This is a genomic window from Kosakonia sp. S57 (assembly GCF_016516575.1).
GTDB lineage: Bacteria > Pseudomonadota > Gammaproteobacteria > Enterobacterales > Enterobacteriaceae > Kosakonia > Kosakonia cowanii.
On sequence record NZ_JACVUL010000014.1, the window covers coordinates 34,072 to 51,546 of the forward strand.

The following is a 17,475-nucleotide window of genomic DNA, read 5'->3' on the forward strand; positions in this document are numbered from 1 at the left end:
GCCCTAAGCGTCGGTTTTTTTATGACTATACTTCACAGGAGAATCAACACACCGCAGATCAGGAGAACTCATGAGCACGCAGGCATTGCAGGAGAGTGCGCTTTTTCAGACCGGTTATCTGGTCGATGGCGTCTGGAAAACCCTGGAGACCACCTTTGAGGTTCTGAACCCGGCCAGCGGCGAGGTGATCGCGCGCGTGGCGAAAGCGGGGAAAAAAGAGACCGAAGAGGCGATAGCCGCCGCGGCGCGCGCCTTTCCCGCCTGGCGGGCAAAAACCGCCAAAGAGCGCTCAACCATTCTCTATCGCTGGTATGAGTTGATTATCGAGAACAAAAGCTGGCTGGGGCGCTTGATGACCAGCGAGCAGGGTAAACCGTTGAAAGAGGCGGAGGGCGAAGTCGAGTACGCCGCCAGCTTTATTCAGTGGTTTGCCGAGCAGGCCAAACGCGCCAACGGCGAGATCATTCCGCCGGTTAAGCCGGGATCGCGCATTCTGGCGACCCGTGAACCTATCGGCGTGGTCGCGGCCATTACGCCGTGGAACTTCCCGATGGCAATGCTGACCCGCAAGCTTGGCCCGGCCCTGGCCGCAGGCTGCACCGGGGTGATCAAACCCGCCAACAATACGCCGCTGAGCGCCTTTGCGCTGTTAACGCTGGCGAAAAAAGCGGGTGTCCCGGATGGCGTGCTGAACGCGGTCGCTGGCACAACCTCTGAGATCAGCGATGCCATTATGGCAAGCCCGGAGGTGCGCAAAATCTCCTTCACCGGCTCAACGGCGGTGGGCAAAACGCTGGTGCGCAATGCAGCCGAGACGATGAAAAAGGTCTCAATGGAGCTGGGCGGCAATGCGCCCTATATCGTCTTTGACGATGCGGATATCGATGCCGCAGTGCAGGGCGCGGTGGCGAACAAGTTCCGCAACGCAGGCCAGGTGTGCGTTAGCGTCAACCGCTTCTATATCCAGGAGGGTGTCTATGACGCGTTTACCCGCAAGCTGAGCGAGGCGGTTAACGCGCTGAAAGTGGGTAATGGCATGGATGAAGGTGTGGTCGTCGGCCCGCTGATTGAGTCGTCCGCTGTCGATAAGGTACGTGAGCATGTTGAAGATGCGGTGGCGAAAGGCGCGAAAGTGCTGACCGGCGGCGAACCGCACGCGCTGGGCGGTAACTTCTGGCAGCCGACGGTGCTCGGTGACTGTAGCGATGGCATGAAACTGGCGCAGGAAGAGACCTTCCGCCCGCTTGCCGCCTGCTTCCGCTTTACCAGCGAAGAGGAGGTGATCAAACGCGCCAATGCCACGCCGTTTGGGCTGGCAGCCTACTTCTATACGCAAAACCTGCAACGGGTATTCCGCGTTTCGCAGGCGCTGGAGAGCGGCATGATCGGCGTGAACGAGTGCGCGGTATCGACCGAAGTCGCGCCCTTTGGCGGCGTGAAGGAGTCGGGTTTAGGCCGCGAAGGCTCCGTGCTGGGATTAGACGAGTTTATGGAAGTGAAAACGCTACATTTAGGCGGCTTATAAACAGTGGAACGGCAGATGATGGAGAGCATGAAAACCTACACCTTCGATTTCAAAGAGATCGCCGATCAGCGCGCCTTCTACCGCGATTTTTGTCGCCAGTTCGCCCTTGAGGAGGAGAAGGTGCACGATCTCGATTCGCTGTGGGATGTGGTAGTGGGGGAAGCGCTACCGCTGCCGCTGGAGATTGCGTTTATCCATCTGCCGGAGAAGAAGCGCCGCCGTTTCGGTGCGCTAATCCTGCTGTTTGATGAAGCGGAAGAGGAGCTGGAGGGCGCGCTGCATTTTAATGTGCGCTAGCCGTGCTCTATTTTCAGAATATATAAATATCACGCTGTGCTAGAGTTAATTCGCGGCAGGCAGAGAGCCTGTCGCGATAAATATAATAAGTAGGGGCTTATTACTATATTTTCAATGTAGAGCAATATTTTCTTCTATTACTAAACCAAAGGATGGTTAGTATGAAAAAGATATATTCGCTTGAAGTCACGCTATCACTCTGTTTATCTCTTTTTTTCCCTTCCTGCGCACTGCATGCGAAAGCGCGCATTGTTCAACGCTCCGTGGCGAATGCCGATATTCCTTATCAGACCTATCGTGATTTCGCGACCAATAAGGGGGCTTTTTATCCGGGAGCGCGGGATGTGCCCATTTATAATAAATATGGCCAGACGGTTGGCCTGTTAAATCAGGCACCGATGCCCGATTTCAGCAGCGTAAATAATAGATCGGGTATCGCTACACTTATTCACCCGCAATATGCAACGACGGTGCATCATAATCCCACGTCATATCTCAGCACCCTGGAATTTGGTCATTACCCTTATGAACTTGCGGACAGAGAGAGTATCCGGCTAAAGGACTTTAGCGTTATTCGCTTAAATAAAGTGGTCACGGAGGTGGCGCCCGCCACGATAGCCCCCTTAAACATGCCGCTCAAAACCCTGCATGACGAGGCGCGTTTTCGTCTCTTTTACCGCATGGGATCCGGCAGACAAAAAGTGAGCGATGCCTCGGGTAAGCGGAGCGATATCCAGGGGGCGTATCGTTTTCTCACTGGTGGGACCATCGGTCAGCCACGGATTAACCTTTATCAACTGTTAGTAATCAACTCCGGCGATGTTTTTGACCCTAAAAATGGTCCGCTGGCGAGCCACGGCGCACTGGGCGATAGTGGCTCCCCGCTCTACGCCTGGGATCGCCTGAACAACCAGTGGATCGTGGTCGGCGCATTAAGCATGCTCTATCTGGGGCCTATTGAGCAGACCGCGTACACCTTTGTTGACCCACAATTTATTCAGCAGACAAGGGATAAATATGCCAGTGCGGCGATAGAAAACCGGCAACGCAATGCGCTGTTTATCTGGCGATACGATGCGGCAACCGGGGCGGGCACGTTAACGCAGGGGAGAAGCACTTATGCCATGCAGGGTAAGGGCCCAGAGGGTACCAGTAGCGGTAACGATCTGACTTTTCGCGGCGCGAATGCTGTTCTGATGTTGCAGGATAGCGTCGATCAGGGCGCGGGAAGCTTAACCTTTTATGGCAACGCCAGCGTCTCGCCGATGGAGGCGCAGACGTGGATCGGTGGCGGCGTCAATGTCGCTGCCGGCGCAACGGTAAAATGGCTGGTGAACGGCACCGAAGGCGATAACTTGCATAAGGTGGGAAAAGGTACGCTGAGCGTTAACGCGCTGGGCATCAACCCTGGCGGATTGAGTATCGGTGACGGAACCGTGGTGCTCGCCCAGCGCCCCGATGCACAAGGCAGGGTGAAAGCATGCAGCCTGCTGCGCATCGTCAGCGGCAGGCCATTAGTGGTGCTTCGCGATGGTCAGCAGGTCGATCCCGACTCGATTACATGGGGCTTTCGCGGCGGCAGGCTGGACGTTAACGGCAATGCGCTCACCTTCCACCAGCTCAATGCCGAAGATTACGGGGCCGCGCTGATTAATCGTGCAGGAAAGCGGGCCGATATCCATCTGCGTTATCAGCGCGCGATCGACTCCATCCCAGTCTACGAGTGGTCTTACTCGCGAACCGGGCTGGTCGGCGAGCTGTATGGGTACCGTAATTCCAATACCGGCACTAATGATTACTTCATTCTTAAAACGCCTGAGTATGACTGGTTCCCGGACAATCAGCACAGCAATGAACATTGGGAGTTTGTCGGTCACGATCATCAGCAGGCGATCCGCACCCGTTATGAGCGCCTTAAAGATGAGGACTACATGTATCACGGGCAGCTGCGGGGAAACCTTAACTTCACTAACCGTGTCGCACCCGGAACGCGGGGCGCGTTGATTCTCGATGGCGCGGTCGACATAGCCGGCGATTTTACGCAGCAGTATGGCCGGCTGGTGTTTCAGGGCCATCCTGTTATCCACGCCTATAACACGCCGGAAATTATTGAAAAACTGCGTTCGCTGCGGGATTTTTCACTGCGCAGCGAGCCGGTCTCGTTTACGCAGCCTGACTGGGAGCGCCGCATCTTTCACGTCAATCGCTTAGTGCTCGATTATGCCTCGTTCGATCTGGCAAGAAATGCGTCACTGACCGGCAATATTGAGGCCAGAGGCTCGGCTATCACACTGGGTAGCGCTACGCCTTATATCGATATTAATGATGGCAATGGCGTGGTGAACGTGCCGCGCCGGGGCAGCTCAACGGGGGCGCTTGATGAGGAACTTAGCCGCTTCTGGGGGCACATTAACCTCTCCGCGCACTCGACGCTCGCCATTCGGGAGAAATTTACCGGCACGGTTTACGGACAGGATAGCCAGGTCACGGTTTCGTCGCGGGATGCGACCCTGGACGGATTCAGCCAGTTCAGCCAAACCCCGCTCACCCTTCTGGAGAATGCGCGGCTGACCGCAACGGGTGGCTGGAGCAGTGACGCTACGGTGAGCGTCGGCCCTTCCGCCTCGCTACTGCTGGCGGCCAATCCTGTCGCGCCGGGGCGCGTGACGCCAACACTCTATGCGCTCAAGAGCAGTGCAACCTATGAACTTAATGATGAAAGCACGCTTAACGTGGCCCCCTTTGCCTCGCTATGGGGACATATTCACGCCGTGGGCGAGGCGTTCATCCGCTTTGGTGAGAGTGATGTGCCGCGTCTTGTTGAGGGCGTGACACCCGGGCAGAAGGGGAGCGTGGCCAGGCTCTTTGGTTTTCAGAGCAGCTGGATTGGTTCACTCTCTGCGCCGCGCGCAAGTTTAAGCCTCAATGCGACGCGGTGGCAGCTACGCCGCGATTCCGGGGTCGGCAGGCTCTCAGCGTCGCGCTCGCTGGTGGGGCTTTCCGCTGGAAGACATCGCTTTAACACCTTAAGAATTGGTGAGTTAGAGGCCAGCGATACGGGGTTTGCCCTGCGTACGGATCTGCAAAGCAGCGATAAAATCGTGATTAGCCAGCGTGCGGCTGGGGGAAACAACGTTCTGTTTCTGGATGTGCTTAAACTCTCCCGACGCCTCCAGGGGCTGCATCTTCCGTTGATTACGGCCCCGCGCGGCACGCCTGCTTCGCTCTTTACGGCGGCAAAGGCGGTGAGGGGATTTAGCAAACTTGAGCCGATTATCAAACGGCAAGAGGATGCGCTAAACACACAGTGGGTTCTGACCGGTTTCCGGCAGACGCCCGATCCCGCCGCCGTTGCCAAAGCCAGACGCTTTTTTGCCATGAGTTATAAGCGGTTCATTACGGAAGTGAATAGCCTGAATAAACGCGCCGTGCAGTTGCGGGAAAAGGGCGGGCGTGCGGGAGCGTGGGCATTCACGCAACGCCATAACGGCACCGGCAAAGGGGGCGTAAGCCATCACGACGCCATGACCTGGTCGGGTATCGACAGAAAAAGCGCCTTGCCCGGCGCCGATCTCTATTCTGGCATCTATATGAGTTACGCCACCCAGCAGTTAAGTGGCGAGAGCATGCAGGGGAGCAGCCGCGATTTCGGCGCAGGCTACTACGCCACGTTGCTGAGCAAGTCTGGTCTCTATCTCGATGCGGGCGTGAAATATGTCCACTCGTTCAATCACGACTGGCTGGCATTCAGCGGTCTTAACGCACGGAATTACCGTACAAACAGCTGGTTAGGCGGCGTTGAAGCGGGGTATCACTATCCGCTGACCCGGCATGCCTACATCGAGCCGCAGGCGCAGGTTGTGCTGGGCAAGCTCTCTGGCGCCACGTTTCACTGGCACGATCGTGGTCTCCCTCTCTCCCTGCACCGGCAGAGCGCGATCCCGTGGGTGGGACGTACAGGGATCGTGGCGGGGGCGCACTTCTGCGATGATGATCGGGCGATTACGCTGCGGGCAGGGTGGCATTATGAGACGGAACTGCGGGCGGATGGCGATATCATCCTTCATGACGATGCAGGCAATATGCGGGTTAAGGCCGAACGTGACGGGCGCATACACTACCATGCCAGCGTTGATGGGCAGGTGAGCGATAACCTCCACATGGAGCTTGATGTTGCGCACTCAAGGTTTGGCAACATGGATGCGGAGCAGGCTATCAACGCGCAGGTTCACTACTATTTCTGATAAAAAAAAGCCCCTGCCAGGGGAGGCAGGGGCAAGTCGTCGGACAGACGACGAGGGTTTATTTGTACAGTTCAGCCGTCACGTGGGTATGAGAACCGGTGCGGGCTTCAATAATGCGGTAGCTGCTTGCGCCAGCCTGGTCGGCTTTCGCAGAGAGTTCCTGGCGGATATCCATCGGTACACCGGCAATCTGTGAAACAGAGACGGTGCCTACGGATTGCAGGTTGCTGGCCTGATCGCTGTTAACCAGCGTTGCGGCACTCGCGCCGAATGAGAGCAGGGAAGCAAGGCCAAGGGATGCGATAATCAGATTGCGTTTCATACTGTGTTCTCCTTAAGAGAGACTCAACGGCGAGAAGGGTTAAACGTCTTTTCTTATGCCTGGTGCCGTTGAGCGATTAATTCATAGGGTTTGGGGTAAAACTTATTTGTAGAGTTCTGCCGTCGCGTGCCAGCGGTCACCGCTGTGCGCTTCAATGATGCGGTAGGAGGATGCACCCTGCTCTTCCGCTTTTTTGCTCAGCTGCGCGTTCATGTCCATCGGTGAAGAGGCGATGGCGCCGACGGAGACGGTACCCAGAGACTGGCGGTCTTGCGCCTGGTCTGCATTGATCATGTCAGCGGCAAAGGCGCCGAATGAGAGTGCTGAGAGGATACCCATAGTTGCGATAGATGATTTGATATTCATAATGCTTACCTCGTCGTATTCTTTTCTTTGAATTTTTCCAGGGGCTCGTTTTGTGACCCCCATCACGAAATCAAGTATACACTAATCACGCGAATAATTAATACCAAGCTAATTATAACTACGCCGAATATATATAACGCACGGCGCTTTTTATAACCTGGCGGCATAAAAATTTTGCTTAAGGCGAAGAATTAGTTAACGAGGATTAATAAAATCAGCGAGATAGATTGCTTTGATTTTTTGTGCGGTGCTATCGGCTGCGGCAGGGTAATGAAACGAAAAATCGCACTATTTGTTAAATGATATGGGGTGGAAAGTCGCCTGAAAGGGAAGAAATGCCGAACATTCCCCCTCAGCGGGAACCGAGGGGAATGCGCGATTAAAGCTCTTGTTCGAAGAGGACGAGGATCGCTTCGTAGAGATCTTTAACGGTAAAGCCGCGGGCTGGCGTAGTGAAGATGGTGTCGTCACCGGCGATGGTGCCGAGGATCCCTTCCGCTTTACCCAGCGAGTCGAGCAGGCGCGCGATCAGCTGTGCGGCACCCGGACTGGTGTGGATAACCACTACCGCGTCGTTGTAGTCGATGTCCAGCACCAGGTTCTTCAGCGGGCTGGAAGTCGTCGGCACGCCCATCTCAATCGGCAGGCAGTAGACCATTTCCATCTTCGCGTTACGCGTGCGTACCGCGCCGAACTTGGTCAACATGCGTGAGACTTTAGACTGATTGATATTGTCGAAGCCCTCTTCTTGTAAGGCCTGGACAATTTCACCCTGGGAACTGAATTTCTCTTCTTTTAAAAGCGCTTTAAACGCCTTCACTAATTCTTCTTGTTTAGCCGAGCTTCGCATAAGTCACCCGTAATATGGCTGTGAAAACGACATTATTATGCATATTAATGAATTTTTATGCAAACATTCTGCAGATAAATATGCTGAAAAGTTATGGGGAAGGGCGCGGAGTTTAGCAAATTCTTTCGTTAAGGACATCAGCATGTGGCTTACGTCGCAAATAAGAGTAAAAAGTAAATTAAATGTTATAAATATGATGTTATTTTGGTGAATTCTACAGCTATATTATAAACTCGTTAAGTTAGTTGCTTAGCTTGCCGATCTGACGGTCATATTTAACCCTTTTATAAAATCGCTACAGTGGGCTGTGCCGCGTTATTTTGGCGCACTTATTGTCATAATTAGCAGGGTGAATTAAGGTCGCCGCAGCGGAGTAACAATATATTTAGCTAACCATAATAAGGAGTTTAGGATGAAAGTCGCAGTCCTCGGCGCGGCCGGCGGTATCGGCCAGGCGCTTGCCCTACTACTGAAAACACAACTGCCTTCAGGTTCAGAACTCTCCCTCTACGACATCGCACCAGTCACTCCCGGTGTCGCTGTAGACCTCAGCCATATCCCGACCGATGTAAACATCAAAGGCTTCTCCGGTGAAGATGCGACGCCAGCGCTGGAAGGTGCCGACGTGGTGCTGATCTCCGCAGGGGTTGCGCGTAAGCCGGGTATGGATCGCTCTGACCTGTTTAACGTGAATGCCGGTATCGTGAAGAACCTGGTGGCGCAGGTGGCAAAAACCGCGCCGAAAGCCTGTATCGGTATCATTACCAACCCGGTCAACACCACCGTCGCGATTGCGGCTGAAGTGCTGAAAAAAGCGGGCGTCTATGACAAGAACAAACTGTTTGGCGTGACCACGCTGGACATCATTCGCTCCAATACTTTTGTTGCTGAGCTGAAAGGTAAGAAACCAGCAGAGATTGAAGTGCCGGTAATTGGCGGGCACTCTGGCGTGACGATCCTGCCGCTGCTGTCGCAGATCCCGGGCGTGACCTTCAGCGAGCAGGAAGTTGCCGACCTGACCAAACGTATTCAGAACGCGGGCACCGAAGTGGTGGAAGCGAAGGCGGGTGGCGGTTCAGCAACCCTCTCCATGGGCCAGGCGGCTGCACGCTTTGGTCTGTCGCTGGTTCGCGCCCTGCAGGGCGAGAGCGGCATCGTTGAGTGCGCCTATGTTGAAGGCGATGGCGAACATGCGCGTTTCTTCTCGCAGCCGCTGCTGCTGGGTAAAAACGGCGTAGAAGAGCGCAAGGCGATTGGCCAGCTCAGCGCGTTTGAACAGCAGTCGCTGGAAGGCATGCTGGATACGCTGAAAAAAGATATCGAACTTGGTGTCGACTTCGTCAACCGCTAAGCGCGGCTGAAATGAGAAACCGGAGCCTGTGCTCCGGTTTTTTTATGGCCGTCAGTTGGTGGCCGGGTACTCCTGAATCGTGACGTGCAGCGTCAGCTTTTTGTCGTCACGCATCACTTCAACCGGGATCTCTGAACCAGGGCGGATCTCTGCTACCTGGTCCATGGTTTCCAGCGCAGATACCGCCGGCTTGCCGTTCACCGAGGTGATCACGTCATTGACCTGAATACCTGCCCGCGCCGCCGGGCCGTCTGGCGACACTTCATTAACCACAATCCCCTGAATCGGATCGATGCCGGTGCCCTGAGCGTGCAGCGGGGCAATCTCGCGTCCGCCAATACCGATATAACCGCGGATCACCCGCCCGTCACGGATAAGCTTGTCCATAATCTTGGTGGCCAGCTGGAACGGAATGGCGAAACCAATCCCCTCCGGCGTCTCGCCGTCGTTACTCTTATCAAACGACAGGGTATTGATGCCCATTAACTCGCCCAGCGAGTTGACCAGCGCGCCGCCGGAGTTGCCGTGGTTGATGGATGCATCGGTCTGCAGGAAGTTTTGCCGCCCGCTGGGGTTGAGGCCGATACGCCCGGTGGCGCTGATAATCCCCTGGGTAATGGTCTGCCCGAGGTTATAGGGGTTGCCGATTGCCAGCACTACATCGCCAATATGCGGCGTGCGCTTGGCATTGATGGGGATGACCGGTAGCCCGGAGTTGGCGTTCACTTTCAGCACTGCCAGATCCGTCAGGCTATCTGAGCCAACCAGTAAAGCTTCAAAGACGCGTCCATCCTGCAGGGCGACGATAATCTGATCCGCATCGTTGATCACATGCTTGTTGGTGATGATATAGCCGCGCTGATCCATGATGACGCCGGAGCCGAGGGTGCGGATTTCGAGGCGATCGTGCGTGGAGCTGTTCAGGCTACGGTTATAGACGTTGACCACTGCGGGCGCGGCGCGGCGCACGGCCGGGTTATAGGACGCAGGTGTCTCATCGGCGCTGTCTAACTGATGCGTCGCGAGCGGGTTATTCTGACGTAGCGACGGCATGGCGGCGATGATCAGGCCACCGACGACAACACCGATTGCAATCGAACGTAAAAGCTTCACATACATGATGGGATAGTCGTTAAAAGAAGGACCGCAGCAGCATACCATGAGTTATCCGGACATCACACGCAGCGGTGATGCCCGGACGAGGAAAGGGTTAACGCAGCAGCAGATAGATGCTGTCGTTACCCCGCACAATGTGCAGCGCCATTATCGACGGCTTGGTCTCCAGCACTTTGCGCATCTCGGCGATGGACTGCACGCGCGTACGGTTAACGCCGATGATCACATCATCTTTATGCAAGCCGGCCTGTGCCGCCGAGCTGCCTTTCTCAACTTCACCGACCCGGATGCCTTTGGTGCCATCCTTCAGCTGCCCGTCGCTCAACTCTGCGCCCTGCAATGCCGGCGAAATCAGCTCTGCGCTGGCGGAAGCGGAGGTGCTCTTATCCAGCGTCACTTCAACGTCGAGCGGTTTACCGTCTCGCAGCAGACCAAGCTTCACTTTCGCGCCCGGTTCAGTCGTGGCGATGCGCGAGCGCAGCTCCGCGAAGCTGTTTAGCGCTTTACCGTTGAGGCTGACAATCACATCCCCGGATTTAATTCCCGCTTTCGCCGAGCCGGAGTTGGGCAGCACTTCGCTGACAAACGCCCCGCGCTGCACATTCAGGTTAAAGGCTTTGGCGATATCGGCGCTCATCTCCGTGCCTTTAATGCCGAGCAGGCCGCGCTTAATCTCACCAAACTGAATCAGCTGGTGGGAGAGGGTTTGCGCCATATTGCTGGGGATAGCAAAGCCGATGCCGACGCTGCCGCCGCCGGGAGCGAGGATGGCGGTGTTAATGCCGATCAGCTCGCCGTTAAGATTGAGCAGCGCGCCGCCGGAGTTGCCGCGGTTAATCGAGGCATCGGTCTGGATAAAGTTCTCCAGCCCTTCGAGGTTAAGGCCGCTGCGACCGAGCGCCGAGACAATCCCGGACGTTGCGGTCTGCCCGAGGCCAAACGGGTTACCCACCGCGACGACAAAATCACCGACGCGCAGATTATCGGAGTCCGCAATGGCGATTTGCGTCAGGTTGCTGGGGTTTTGCAGCTGTAGCAGCGCGATGTCGCTCTGGTCATCGCCGCCGATCAGCTTGGCGTCAAACTCGCGACCATCATTAAGCTGCACGCTGATCTTTTGCGCCTGGTTGATGACGTGATTATTGGTCAGGACGTAGCCCTTTGCGGCATCAATAATCACTCCGGAGCCCAGCCCTTCAAACGGCTGCGGCTGTTGCGGCTGATCAGGCGCCTCATCACCGAAGAATTTTTTTAGCTCTTCCGGGACCTTCTGGCCCTGTACCGCCGTGCCTTCAACCTGCACGCTGACCACGGCAGGAAGCACTTTCTCAAGAACCGGCGCAAGACTGGGTAACGCCCCCTGGCCAGGCACCTGTGACGGCATCGCCGCCGTTGCCAACGGTGCCGAGAGAGATAAGCCGACACTTAACGCGATTGCACTCAACAGCTGGGTTTGTTTCTTCATCGATGCTGGCTCTCAGTAACCTGAAGTGGAAGGAAAGATGCCCAAAACAGAGTGATGTTATTGAAATTTCAACCGGGTAACAATGCGAAGAATGACTAAATGATAGCTGGAATGGGGAAGTTGCGACGGGCGCGGGGGACGCGCCCGTATAAATAAGGAGAGTGAGATGCCTTATTTGCGATTGGCGCGACCGCGCAGCAGACCCGATGCGCCTTCAGAGTAGTCACGCGGGATCTGTACCGGGGCCTGATCGTTGTTCGCTTCAGACTCTGACAGACGGTTGCGGAACGGATTCTCTTCCGCGGACATTTCCGGCAGCAGGCTGGAGGAGCTCTTCGCCATATGTTGATAGAGCTGACGATAGTCGTCCGCCATGTTGTCCAGAAGTTCAGCGCTGCGGGCAAAGTGGCTCACCAGCTCTTCGCGGTACTCTTCCAGTTCTGCTTTGTTTTTTTCCAGTTCATACTGCAAGGCCTGCTGTTGACGCAATTTCCGGTTTCCGAAACGCATGCCCACGGCACCAATAATAATGCCGACAACTAACCCAATTAGCGCGTATTCCCAGGTCATGACTTCTCCCATTGTTGTTCGATTCCGTAGGGGGTGGGCTGCAAGCTTCTTGCCTGCGCCGGAGAGTGCCACTATAACCGCTAAAGGTGCAGAAGTGGAATCCTGACGCTGCATCGCGTAGTGTAGAGCGGCCTTTTTTTCGTCAACCCTGTGGGGGCGGATCGATTTTCAAGGAACAACAATAACACCATGCAAAGCCTTTCCCCGACATCGCGATATCTTACTGCCCTGAAAGAGGGTAGCCATCAGCCGGACGATGTGCAAAAAGAAGCTGTCACCCGGCTGGATACGATTTATCAACAGTTGATTGCCGAACAGGAGCCCGCCGCACAGCAGAGCGGAGGCCTGATGGCGAAATTCAGCAAGCTGCTGGGCAAACGCGACAGCGCATCGCGCGAACCGGTGCGCGGCCTCTATATGTGGGGCGGCGTCGGGCGAGGCAAAACCTGGCTGATGGATATCTTCTATCACAGCCTGCCGGGCGAGCGTAAACAGCGTCTGCACTTTCACCGCTTTATGCTACGTGTGCATGAAGAGTTAACTTCGCTGCAAGGGCAGAGCGATCCGCTGGAGATTGTCGCCGACCGTTTTAAGGCGCAAACCGACGTCCTCTGTTTTGACGAATTTTTCGTTTCCGATATCACCGATGCGATGCTGCTTGGCGGATTAATGAAGGCGCTTTTCGCGCGCGGCATTACGCTGGTGGCGACCTCGAATATTCCGCCGGACGAGCTCTATCGCAACGGCTTACAGCGCGCCCGCTTTCTGCCCGCCATTGAGGCGATCAAGCAGTTTTGCGATGTAATGAACGTCGACGCCGGCATCGATTACCGCTTACGCACGCTGACCCAGGCGCATCTGTGGCTGTCGCCGCTTAATGAACAGACAACCCAGCAGATGGATAAGCTGTGGCTGGCGCTGGCGGGCGCAGCGCGCAGCCATGCGCCGGAGCTGGAGATTAACCATCGGCCGCTGGCGACGCTCGGCGTGGAGAATCAAACCTTAGCCGTCTCTTTCGCTACATTATGTGTTGATGCGCGCAGTCAGCATGATTACATCGCGCTGTCGCGCCTTTTCCACACCGTGATGCTGTTTGACGTACCGGTGATGACGACGCTGATGGAGAACGAGGCGCGCCGCTTTATTGCGCTGGTGGATGAATTTTATGAGCGCCACGTAAAGCTGGCGGTGAGCGCGGCAGCGCCGCTGCATGAGATTTACCAGGGCGAGCGGGTGAAGTTTGAGTTTCAGCGCTGTTTATCGCGCCTGCAGGAGATGCAGAGCGAGGAGTACCTGAAACGCGAGCATATGCCGTAATCCTTTTTTCATTGCCATCTGGCGCAGAAATCCAACAGCAAAAGACGAAAAGGGGTCGATCTTTGACCCCGACTTCTCTATAATCCTGCGACCCCACGTTACGGGAAAGTTTTTTTTCCCCAAAACTTTCTATGCGCCGGCATAGGCTATTCGAAGGGGTAGGTTTGCCGGACTTTGTCGTGTGAACCTCAACTGACAAACGTTTGGGTGTTCACCAACGTGAAACTAATTATTTGGGTAAGCTTTTAATGAAAACTTTTACAGCTAAACCAGAAACCGTAAAACGCGACTGGTATGTTGTTGACGCGACCGGTAAAACTCTGGGTCGTCTGGCTACCGAACTGGCTCGTCGCCTGCGCGGTAAGCACAAAGCGGAATACACTCCGCACGTTGATACTGGTGATTACATCATCGTTCTGAACGCTGAGAAAGTTGCTGTAACCGGCAACAAGCGTGAAGACAAAGTGTATTACCACCACACTGGCCACATCGGTGGTATCAAACAAGCGACCTTTGAAGAGATGATTGCCCGCCGTCCTGAGCGTGTGATTGAAATCGCGGTTAAAGGCATGCTGCCAAAAGGCCCGCTGGGTCGTGCTATGTACCGTAAACTGAAAGTTTACGCTGGCAACGAGCACAACCACGCGGCACAGCAACCGCAAGTTCTTGACATCTAATCGGGATTATAGGCAATGGCTGAAAATCAATACTACGGCACTGGTCGCCGCAAAAGCTCCGCCGCTCGCGTGTTTATCAAACCGGGCAACGGTAAAATCGTAATCAACCAGCGTTCGCTGGAACAGTACTTCGGTCGTGAAACTGCCCGCATGGTAGTTCGTCAGCCGCTGGAACTGGTCGACATGGTTGAGAAATTGGACCTGTACATCACCGTTAAAGGTGGTGGTATCTCCGGTCAGGCTGGTGCGATCCGTCACGGTATCACCCGCGCTCTGATGGAGTACGACGAGTCCCTGCGCGCTGAACTGCGTAAAGCTGGCTTCGTTACTCGTGACGCTCGTCAGGTTGAACGTAAGAAAGTCGGTCTGCGTAAAGCACGTCGTCGTCCGCAGTTCTCCAAACGTTAATTGTCCTCTGCTTCGGCAGAACGATTGGCGAAAAACCCGGTGCAAGCCGGGTTTTTTTATGGATAAAAATTGTGTTATCCACAGCAATCAATCGCTTATCTCCTCTTTTTCAGCATTTCCGGAATCCCCTCACCACAAAGCGCGCAAAATCTGGTAAACTATCATCCAATTTTCTGCCCAAATGGCTGGGATTGTTCGTTTTTTGTTTGTTTTTTGAACAAGAGAGACAGTGCGCGCGGGTAGCTAACTAACATCTGACCGGTCGATTAAGTCCGGTAGCAGTATTTCTGAATATACCTGGAGGTTTTCATGGCTGTCGCTGCCAACAAACGTTCGGTAATGACGCTGTTTTCTGGTCCTGTGGACATCTATAGTCATCAGGTCCGCATCGTGCTGGCCGAGAAGGGTGTCAGCTTTGAAATTGAGCACGTGGAAAAGGATAATCCTCCTCAGGATCTGATTGACCTCAACCCGAGTCAAAGCGTACCGACACTTGTAGATCGTGAACTCACCCTGTGGGAATCACGCATCATTATGGAATATCTGGACGAGCGTTTTCCGCACCCGCCATTAATGCCGGTTTATCCGGTGGCGCGCGGTGAAAGCCGTCTCTACATGCACCGCATCGAGAAAGACTGGTACTCGCTGATGAACGTCATCGAGAACAACAGCGGTGCGCAGGCCGATGCCGCCCGTAAACAGCTGCGTGAAGAGCTGCTGGCGATTGGCCCGCTGTTTACCCAGAAGCCTTACTTCCTGAATGACGAATTCAGCCTGGTTGACTGCTACCTCGCGCCGCTGTTGTGGCGTCTGCCGGTACTGGGCATCGAGCTGAGCGGCACAGGCGCGAAAGAGCTGAAAGGGTACATGACGCGCGTCTTCGAACGTGATTCTTTCCTTGCCTCTCTGACAGAAGCCGAGCGCGAAATGCGCCTTGGTCGGGGTTAATCATGGATTTGTCGCAACTGTCTCCACGCCGCCCGTATTTGCTGCGGGCCTTTTACGAATGGCTGCTGGATAACCAGCTGACGCCGCATCTGGTTGTTGATGTGACGTTGCCGGGCGTACGCGTGCCGATGGAGTATGCGCGTGACGGCCAGATCGTGTTAAACATCGCACCGCGTGCGGTGGGCAACCTGGAGCTGGGCAACGACGAAGTGCGCTTCAACGCGCGTTTCGGCGGTGTGCCGCGCCAGGTGGAAGTGCCGATGGCTGCCGTACTGGCCGTTTATGCCCGTGAAAACGGTGCTGGCACCATGTTTGAGCCAGAAACCGCCTACGACGAAGAGCTCGTCAGTCTCAACGATGATGGTGAGATGCCCGAGCAGGAGAACGAGACGGTGATGTCGGTTATTGACGGTGATAAACCCGATCATGCAGTGGATCAGGATAACGATCCGGACGACGATCCGCCGCCGCGCGGTGGGCGTCCATCACTGCGTGTGGTGAAATAACCTGAGAAAAGCAGAACCCCGGTTCTGCTTTTTTATTGCCCGCTGAATATGAAAAAGGAGGCCGCAGCCTCCTTTTTTTATCGTTGTCGCAAGATCACACTTCGAGATAGTTGAGGATGCCGTCTGCGGCTTTACGCCCTTCGGCAATCGCTGTCACGACCAGGTCGGAACCGCGAACGATATCGCCACCGGCGAAGATTTTCGGGTTGCTGGTCTGGAACGCGTTATCGCTCCCTTCCGGAGCAATCACGCGGCCCTGCGAATCGAGCTCAACGCTGTGCTTCGCCAGCCACTCCATGCTGTGCGGGCGGAAACCAAACGCCATTACCACCGCATCAGCCGGAACAACGTGCTCGGAGCCTGCAACGATCTCAGCACGGCGACGGCCTTTCTCATCCGGCGCGCCCATTTCGGTGCGCGCCATCTTCACGCCGCTCACTTTACCGTTGGCATTCACTTCAATCCCCAGCGGCTGCACGTTGAACTGGAACTCAACACCCTCTTCACGCGCGTTTTTCACTTCGCGGCGTGAGCCAGGCATGTTCTCTTCGTCACGACGATAGGCGCAGATTACGTGAGTGGCCCCCTGGCGCACCGAGGTACGTACGCAGTCCATCGCGGTATCGCCACCGCCCAGCACCACAACGCGTTTGCCTTCCATCGTGATATAGGGTTCTGACGGCGTTTCGCCATAGCCCATGATCTGCTTGGTATTGGCAATCAGGAACGGCAGCGCATCAAACACGCCCTGCGCATCTTCGTTTTCGAGACCACCACGCATCGACTGATAGGTGCCGACGCCGAGGAACACGGCGTCGTACTCTTTCAGCAGATCGTCAATCTGCACATCGCGACCCACTTCGGTGTTGAGCTGGAACTCAATGCCCATGCCGGTGAAGATCTCACGGCGGCGCGTCATCACCTCTTTTTCCAGCTTGAAGGCCGGAATACCAAAGGTCAGCAGGCCGCCAATCTCCGGATGACGGTCATAAACCACCGCTTTCACGCCGTTGCGAGTCAGCACATCCGCGCACGCCAGACCAGCCGGACCCGCGCCGATAATCGCCACGCGTTTGTCGGTCTGCTTCACGCCGGTCAAATCGGGACGCCAGCCCATCTCGAAAGCTTTATCGTTGATATAGCGCTCGATATTGCCGATGGTTACCGCGCCAAACTCATCGTTCAGCGTACAGGAGCCTTCACACAGGCGATCCTGCGGGCAGACGCGCCCGCACACTTCCGGCAGCGTGTTGGTCTGGTGCGACAGCTCGGCCGCCTCAAAAATACGCCCTTCATTAGCCAGCTTCAGCCAGTTCGGAATGTAGTTATGAACCGGGCACTTCCACTCGCAGTAGGGGTTGCCGCAGGCGAGACAGCGGTCAGCCTGCGCTTTCGCTTGCCCTTCCGAGAAGGGCTCGTAGATCTCGACAAAAGCAATCTTACGCAGCTTCAGCGGTTTCTTTGCCGGATCGACGCGCTGTAAGTCGATAAATTGGTAAACGTTCTGACTCAT

Annotated in this window: 16 protein-coding genes; 9 read left to right on the forward strand and 7 right to left on the reverse strand. The window is 55.4% G+C overall.

Features of this window, described 5'->3' with window-relative positions:
• The first annotated feature begins 70 nt into the window (after positions 1-70).
• The 3 genes from IAE48_RS14525 (at position 71) to IAE48_RS14535 (ending at position 6,066) form a co-directional block, all read left to right on the forward strand.
• Positions 71-1,525 (forward strand): NAD-dependent succinate-semialdehyde dehydrogenase, encoded by a 1,455-nt coding sequence (locus IAE48_RS14525; RefSeq protein WP_200134815.1) that lies wholly within the window; start codon positions 71-73, stop codon positions 1,523-1,525.
• Between the two features lie 27 nt (positions 1,526-1,552).
• Positions 1,553-1,822: a hypothetical protein gene (locus tag IAE48_RS14530; protein WP_042717730.1), complete on the forward strand. Its 270-nt coding sequence runs from the start codon at positions 1,553-1,555 to the stop codon at positions 1,820-1,822.
• A gap of 161 nt (positions 1,823-1,983) precedes the next feature.
• Positions 1,984-6,066 (forward strand): S6 family peptidase, encoded by a 4,083-nt coding sequence (locus IAE48_RS14535; RefSeq protein WP_200134816.1) that lies wholly within the window; start codon positions 1,984-1,986, stop codon positions 6,064-6,066.
• A gap of 58 nt (positions 6,067-6,124) precedes the next feature.
• Here IAE48_RS14535 and yhcN (IAE48_RS14540) read toward each other — a convergent pair whose 3' ends face one another.
• The 3 genes from yhcN (IAE48_RS14540) to argR all read right to left on the reverse strand — a co-directional run bounded on the left by yhcN (IAE48_RS14540) (position 6,125) and on the right by argR (position 7,604).
• A complete protein-coding gene (gene yhcN, locus IAE48_RS14540; RefSeq protein WP_200134817.1) occupies positions 6,125-6,388 on the reverse strand; it encodes a peroxide/acid stress response protein YhcN in 264 nt (87 codons plus the stop codon).
• 102 nt (positions 6,389-6,490) lie between these two features.
• On the reverse strand, positions 6,491-6,754 hold the full coding sequence (gene yhcN, locus IAE48_RS14545; protein ID WP_023480826.1) for a peroxide/acid stress response protein YhcN: 264 nt from the start codon (positions 6,752-6,754) through the stop codon (positions 6,491-6,493).
• Between the two features lie 379 nt (positions 6,755-7,133).
• Positions 7,134-7,604 (reverse strand): transcriptional regulator ArgR, encoded by a 471-nt coding sequence (argR, locus tag IAE48_RS14550; RefSeq protein ID WP_023480960.1) that lies wholly within the window; start codon positions 7,602-7,604, stop codon positions 7,134-7,136.
• A 412-nt stretch (positions 7,605-8,016) separates the two neighbouring features.
• Between argR and mdh the strand changes: the two genes are divergently transcribed.
• Positions 8,017-8,955, forward strand: a complete 939-nt coding sequence (mdh, locus tag IAE48_RS14555) for a malate dehydrogenase (RefSeq protein WP_042715833.1) — start codon at positions 8,017-8,019, stop codon at positions 8,953-8,955.
• A 51-nt stretch (positions 8,956-9,006) separates the two neighbouring features.
• Here mdh and degS read toward each other — a convergent pair whose 3' ends face one another.
• The 3 genes from degS to zapG all read right to left on the reverse strand — a co-directional run bounded on the left by degS (position 9,007) and on the right by zapG (position 12,106).
• Entirely contained in the window at positions 9,007-10,074 is a 1,068-nt protein-coding gene (gene degS, locus IAE48_RS14560; protein WP_023480784.1) for an outer membrane-stress sensor serine endopeptidase DegS, read from the reverse strand.
• A 91-nt stretch (positions 10,075-10,165) separates the two neighbouring features.
• Entirely contained in the window at positions 10,166-11,536 is a 1,371-nt protein-coding gene (degQ, locus tag IAE48_RS14565) for a serine endoprotease DegQ (protein WP_200134818.1), read from the reverse strand.
• A 171-nt stretch (positions 11,537-11,707) separates the two neighbouring features.
• Entirely contained in the window at positions 11,708-12,106 is a 399-nt protein-coding gene (zapG, locus tag IAE48_RS14570; RefSeq protein WP_023480758.1) for a Z-ring associated protein ZapG, read from the reverse strand.
• 189 nt (positions 12,107-12,295) lie between these two features.
• On the opposite strand from zapG, the gene zapE reads away from it, so the two are divergent.
• The 5 genes from zapE to sspB all read left to right on the forward strand — a co-directional run bounded on the left by zapE (position 12,296) and on the right by sspB (position 15,962).
• The gene (gene zapE, locus IAE48_RS14575) at positions 12,296-13,423 is read left to right on the forward strand and encodes a cell division protein ZapE (protein WP_094422272.1); all 1,128 of its coding nucleotides are present in this window, start codon (positions 12,296-12,298) and stop codon (positions 13,421-13,423) included.
• Between the two features lie 248 nt (positions 13,424-13,671).
• Positions 13,672-14,100, forward strand: a complete 429-nt coding sequence (gene rplM, locus IAE48_RS14580; protein ID WP_023480976.1) for a 50S ribosomal protein L13 — start codon at positions 13,672-13,674, stop codon at positions 14,098-14,100.
• A 15-nt stretch (positions 14,101-14,115) separates the two neighbouring features.
• A complete protein-coding gene (rpsI, locus tag IAE48_RS14585; RefSeq protein WP_023480836.1) occupies positions 14,116-14,508 on the forward strand; it encodes a 30S ribosomal protein S9 in 393 nt (130 codons plus the stop codon).
• A 309-nt stretch (positions 14,509-14,817) separates the two neighbouring features.
• Complete coding sequence (sspA, locus tag IAE48_RS14590; RefSeq protein ID WP_023480809.1) at positions 14,818-15,456, forward strand: stringent starvation protein SspA; 639 nt, start codon at positions 14,818-14,820, stop codon at positions 15,454-15,456.
• Between the two features lie 2 nt (positions 15,457-15,458).
• A complete protein-coding gene (sspB, locus tag IAE48_RS14595; protein WP_023481029.1) occupies positions 15,459-15,962 on the forward strand; it encodes a ClpXP protease specificity-enhancing factor in 504 nt (167 codons plus the stop codon).
• A 94-nt stretch (positions 15,963-16,056) separates the two neighbouring features.
• Here sspB and IAE48_RS14600 read toward each other — a convergent pair whose 3' ends face one another.
• Positions 16,057-17,475, reverse strand: coding sequence for a glutamate synthase small subunit (locus IAE48_RS14600; protein WP_054802965.1), 1,419 nt, complete (start codon positions 17,473-17,475; stop codon positions 16,057-16,059).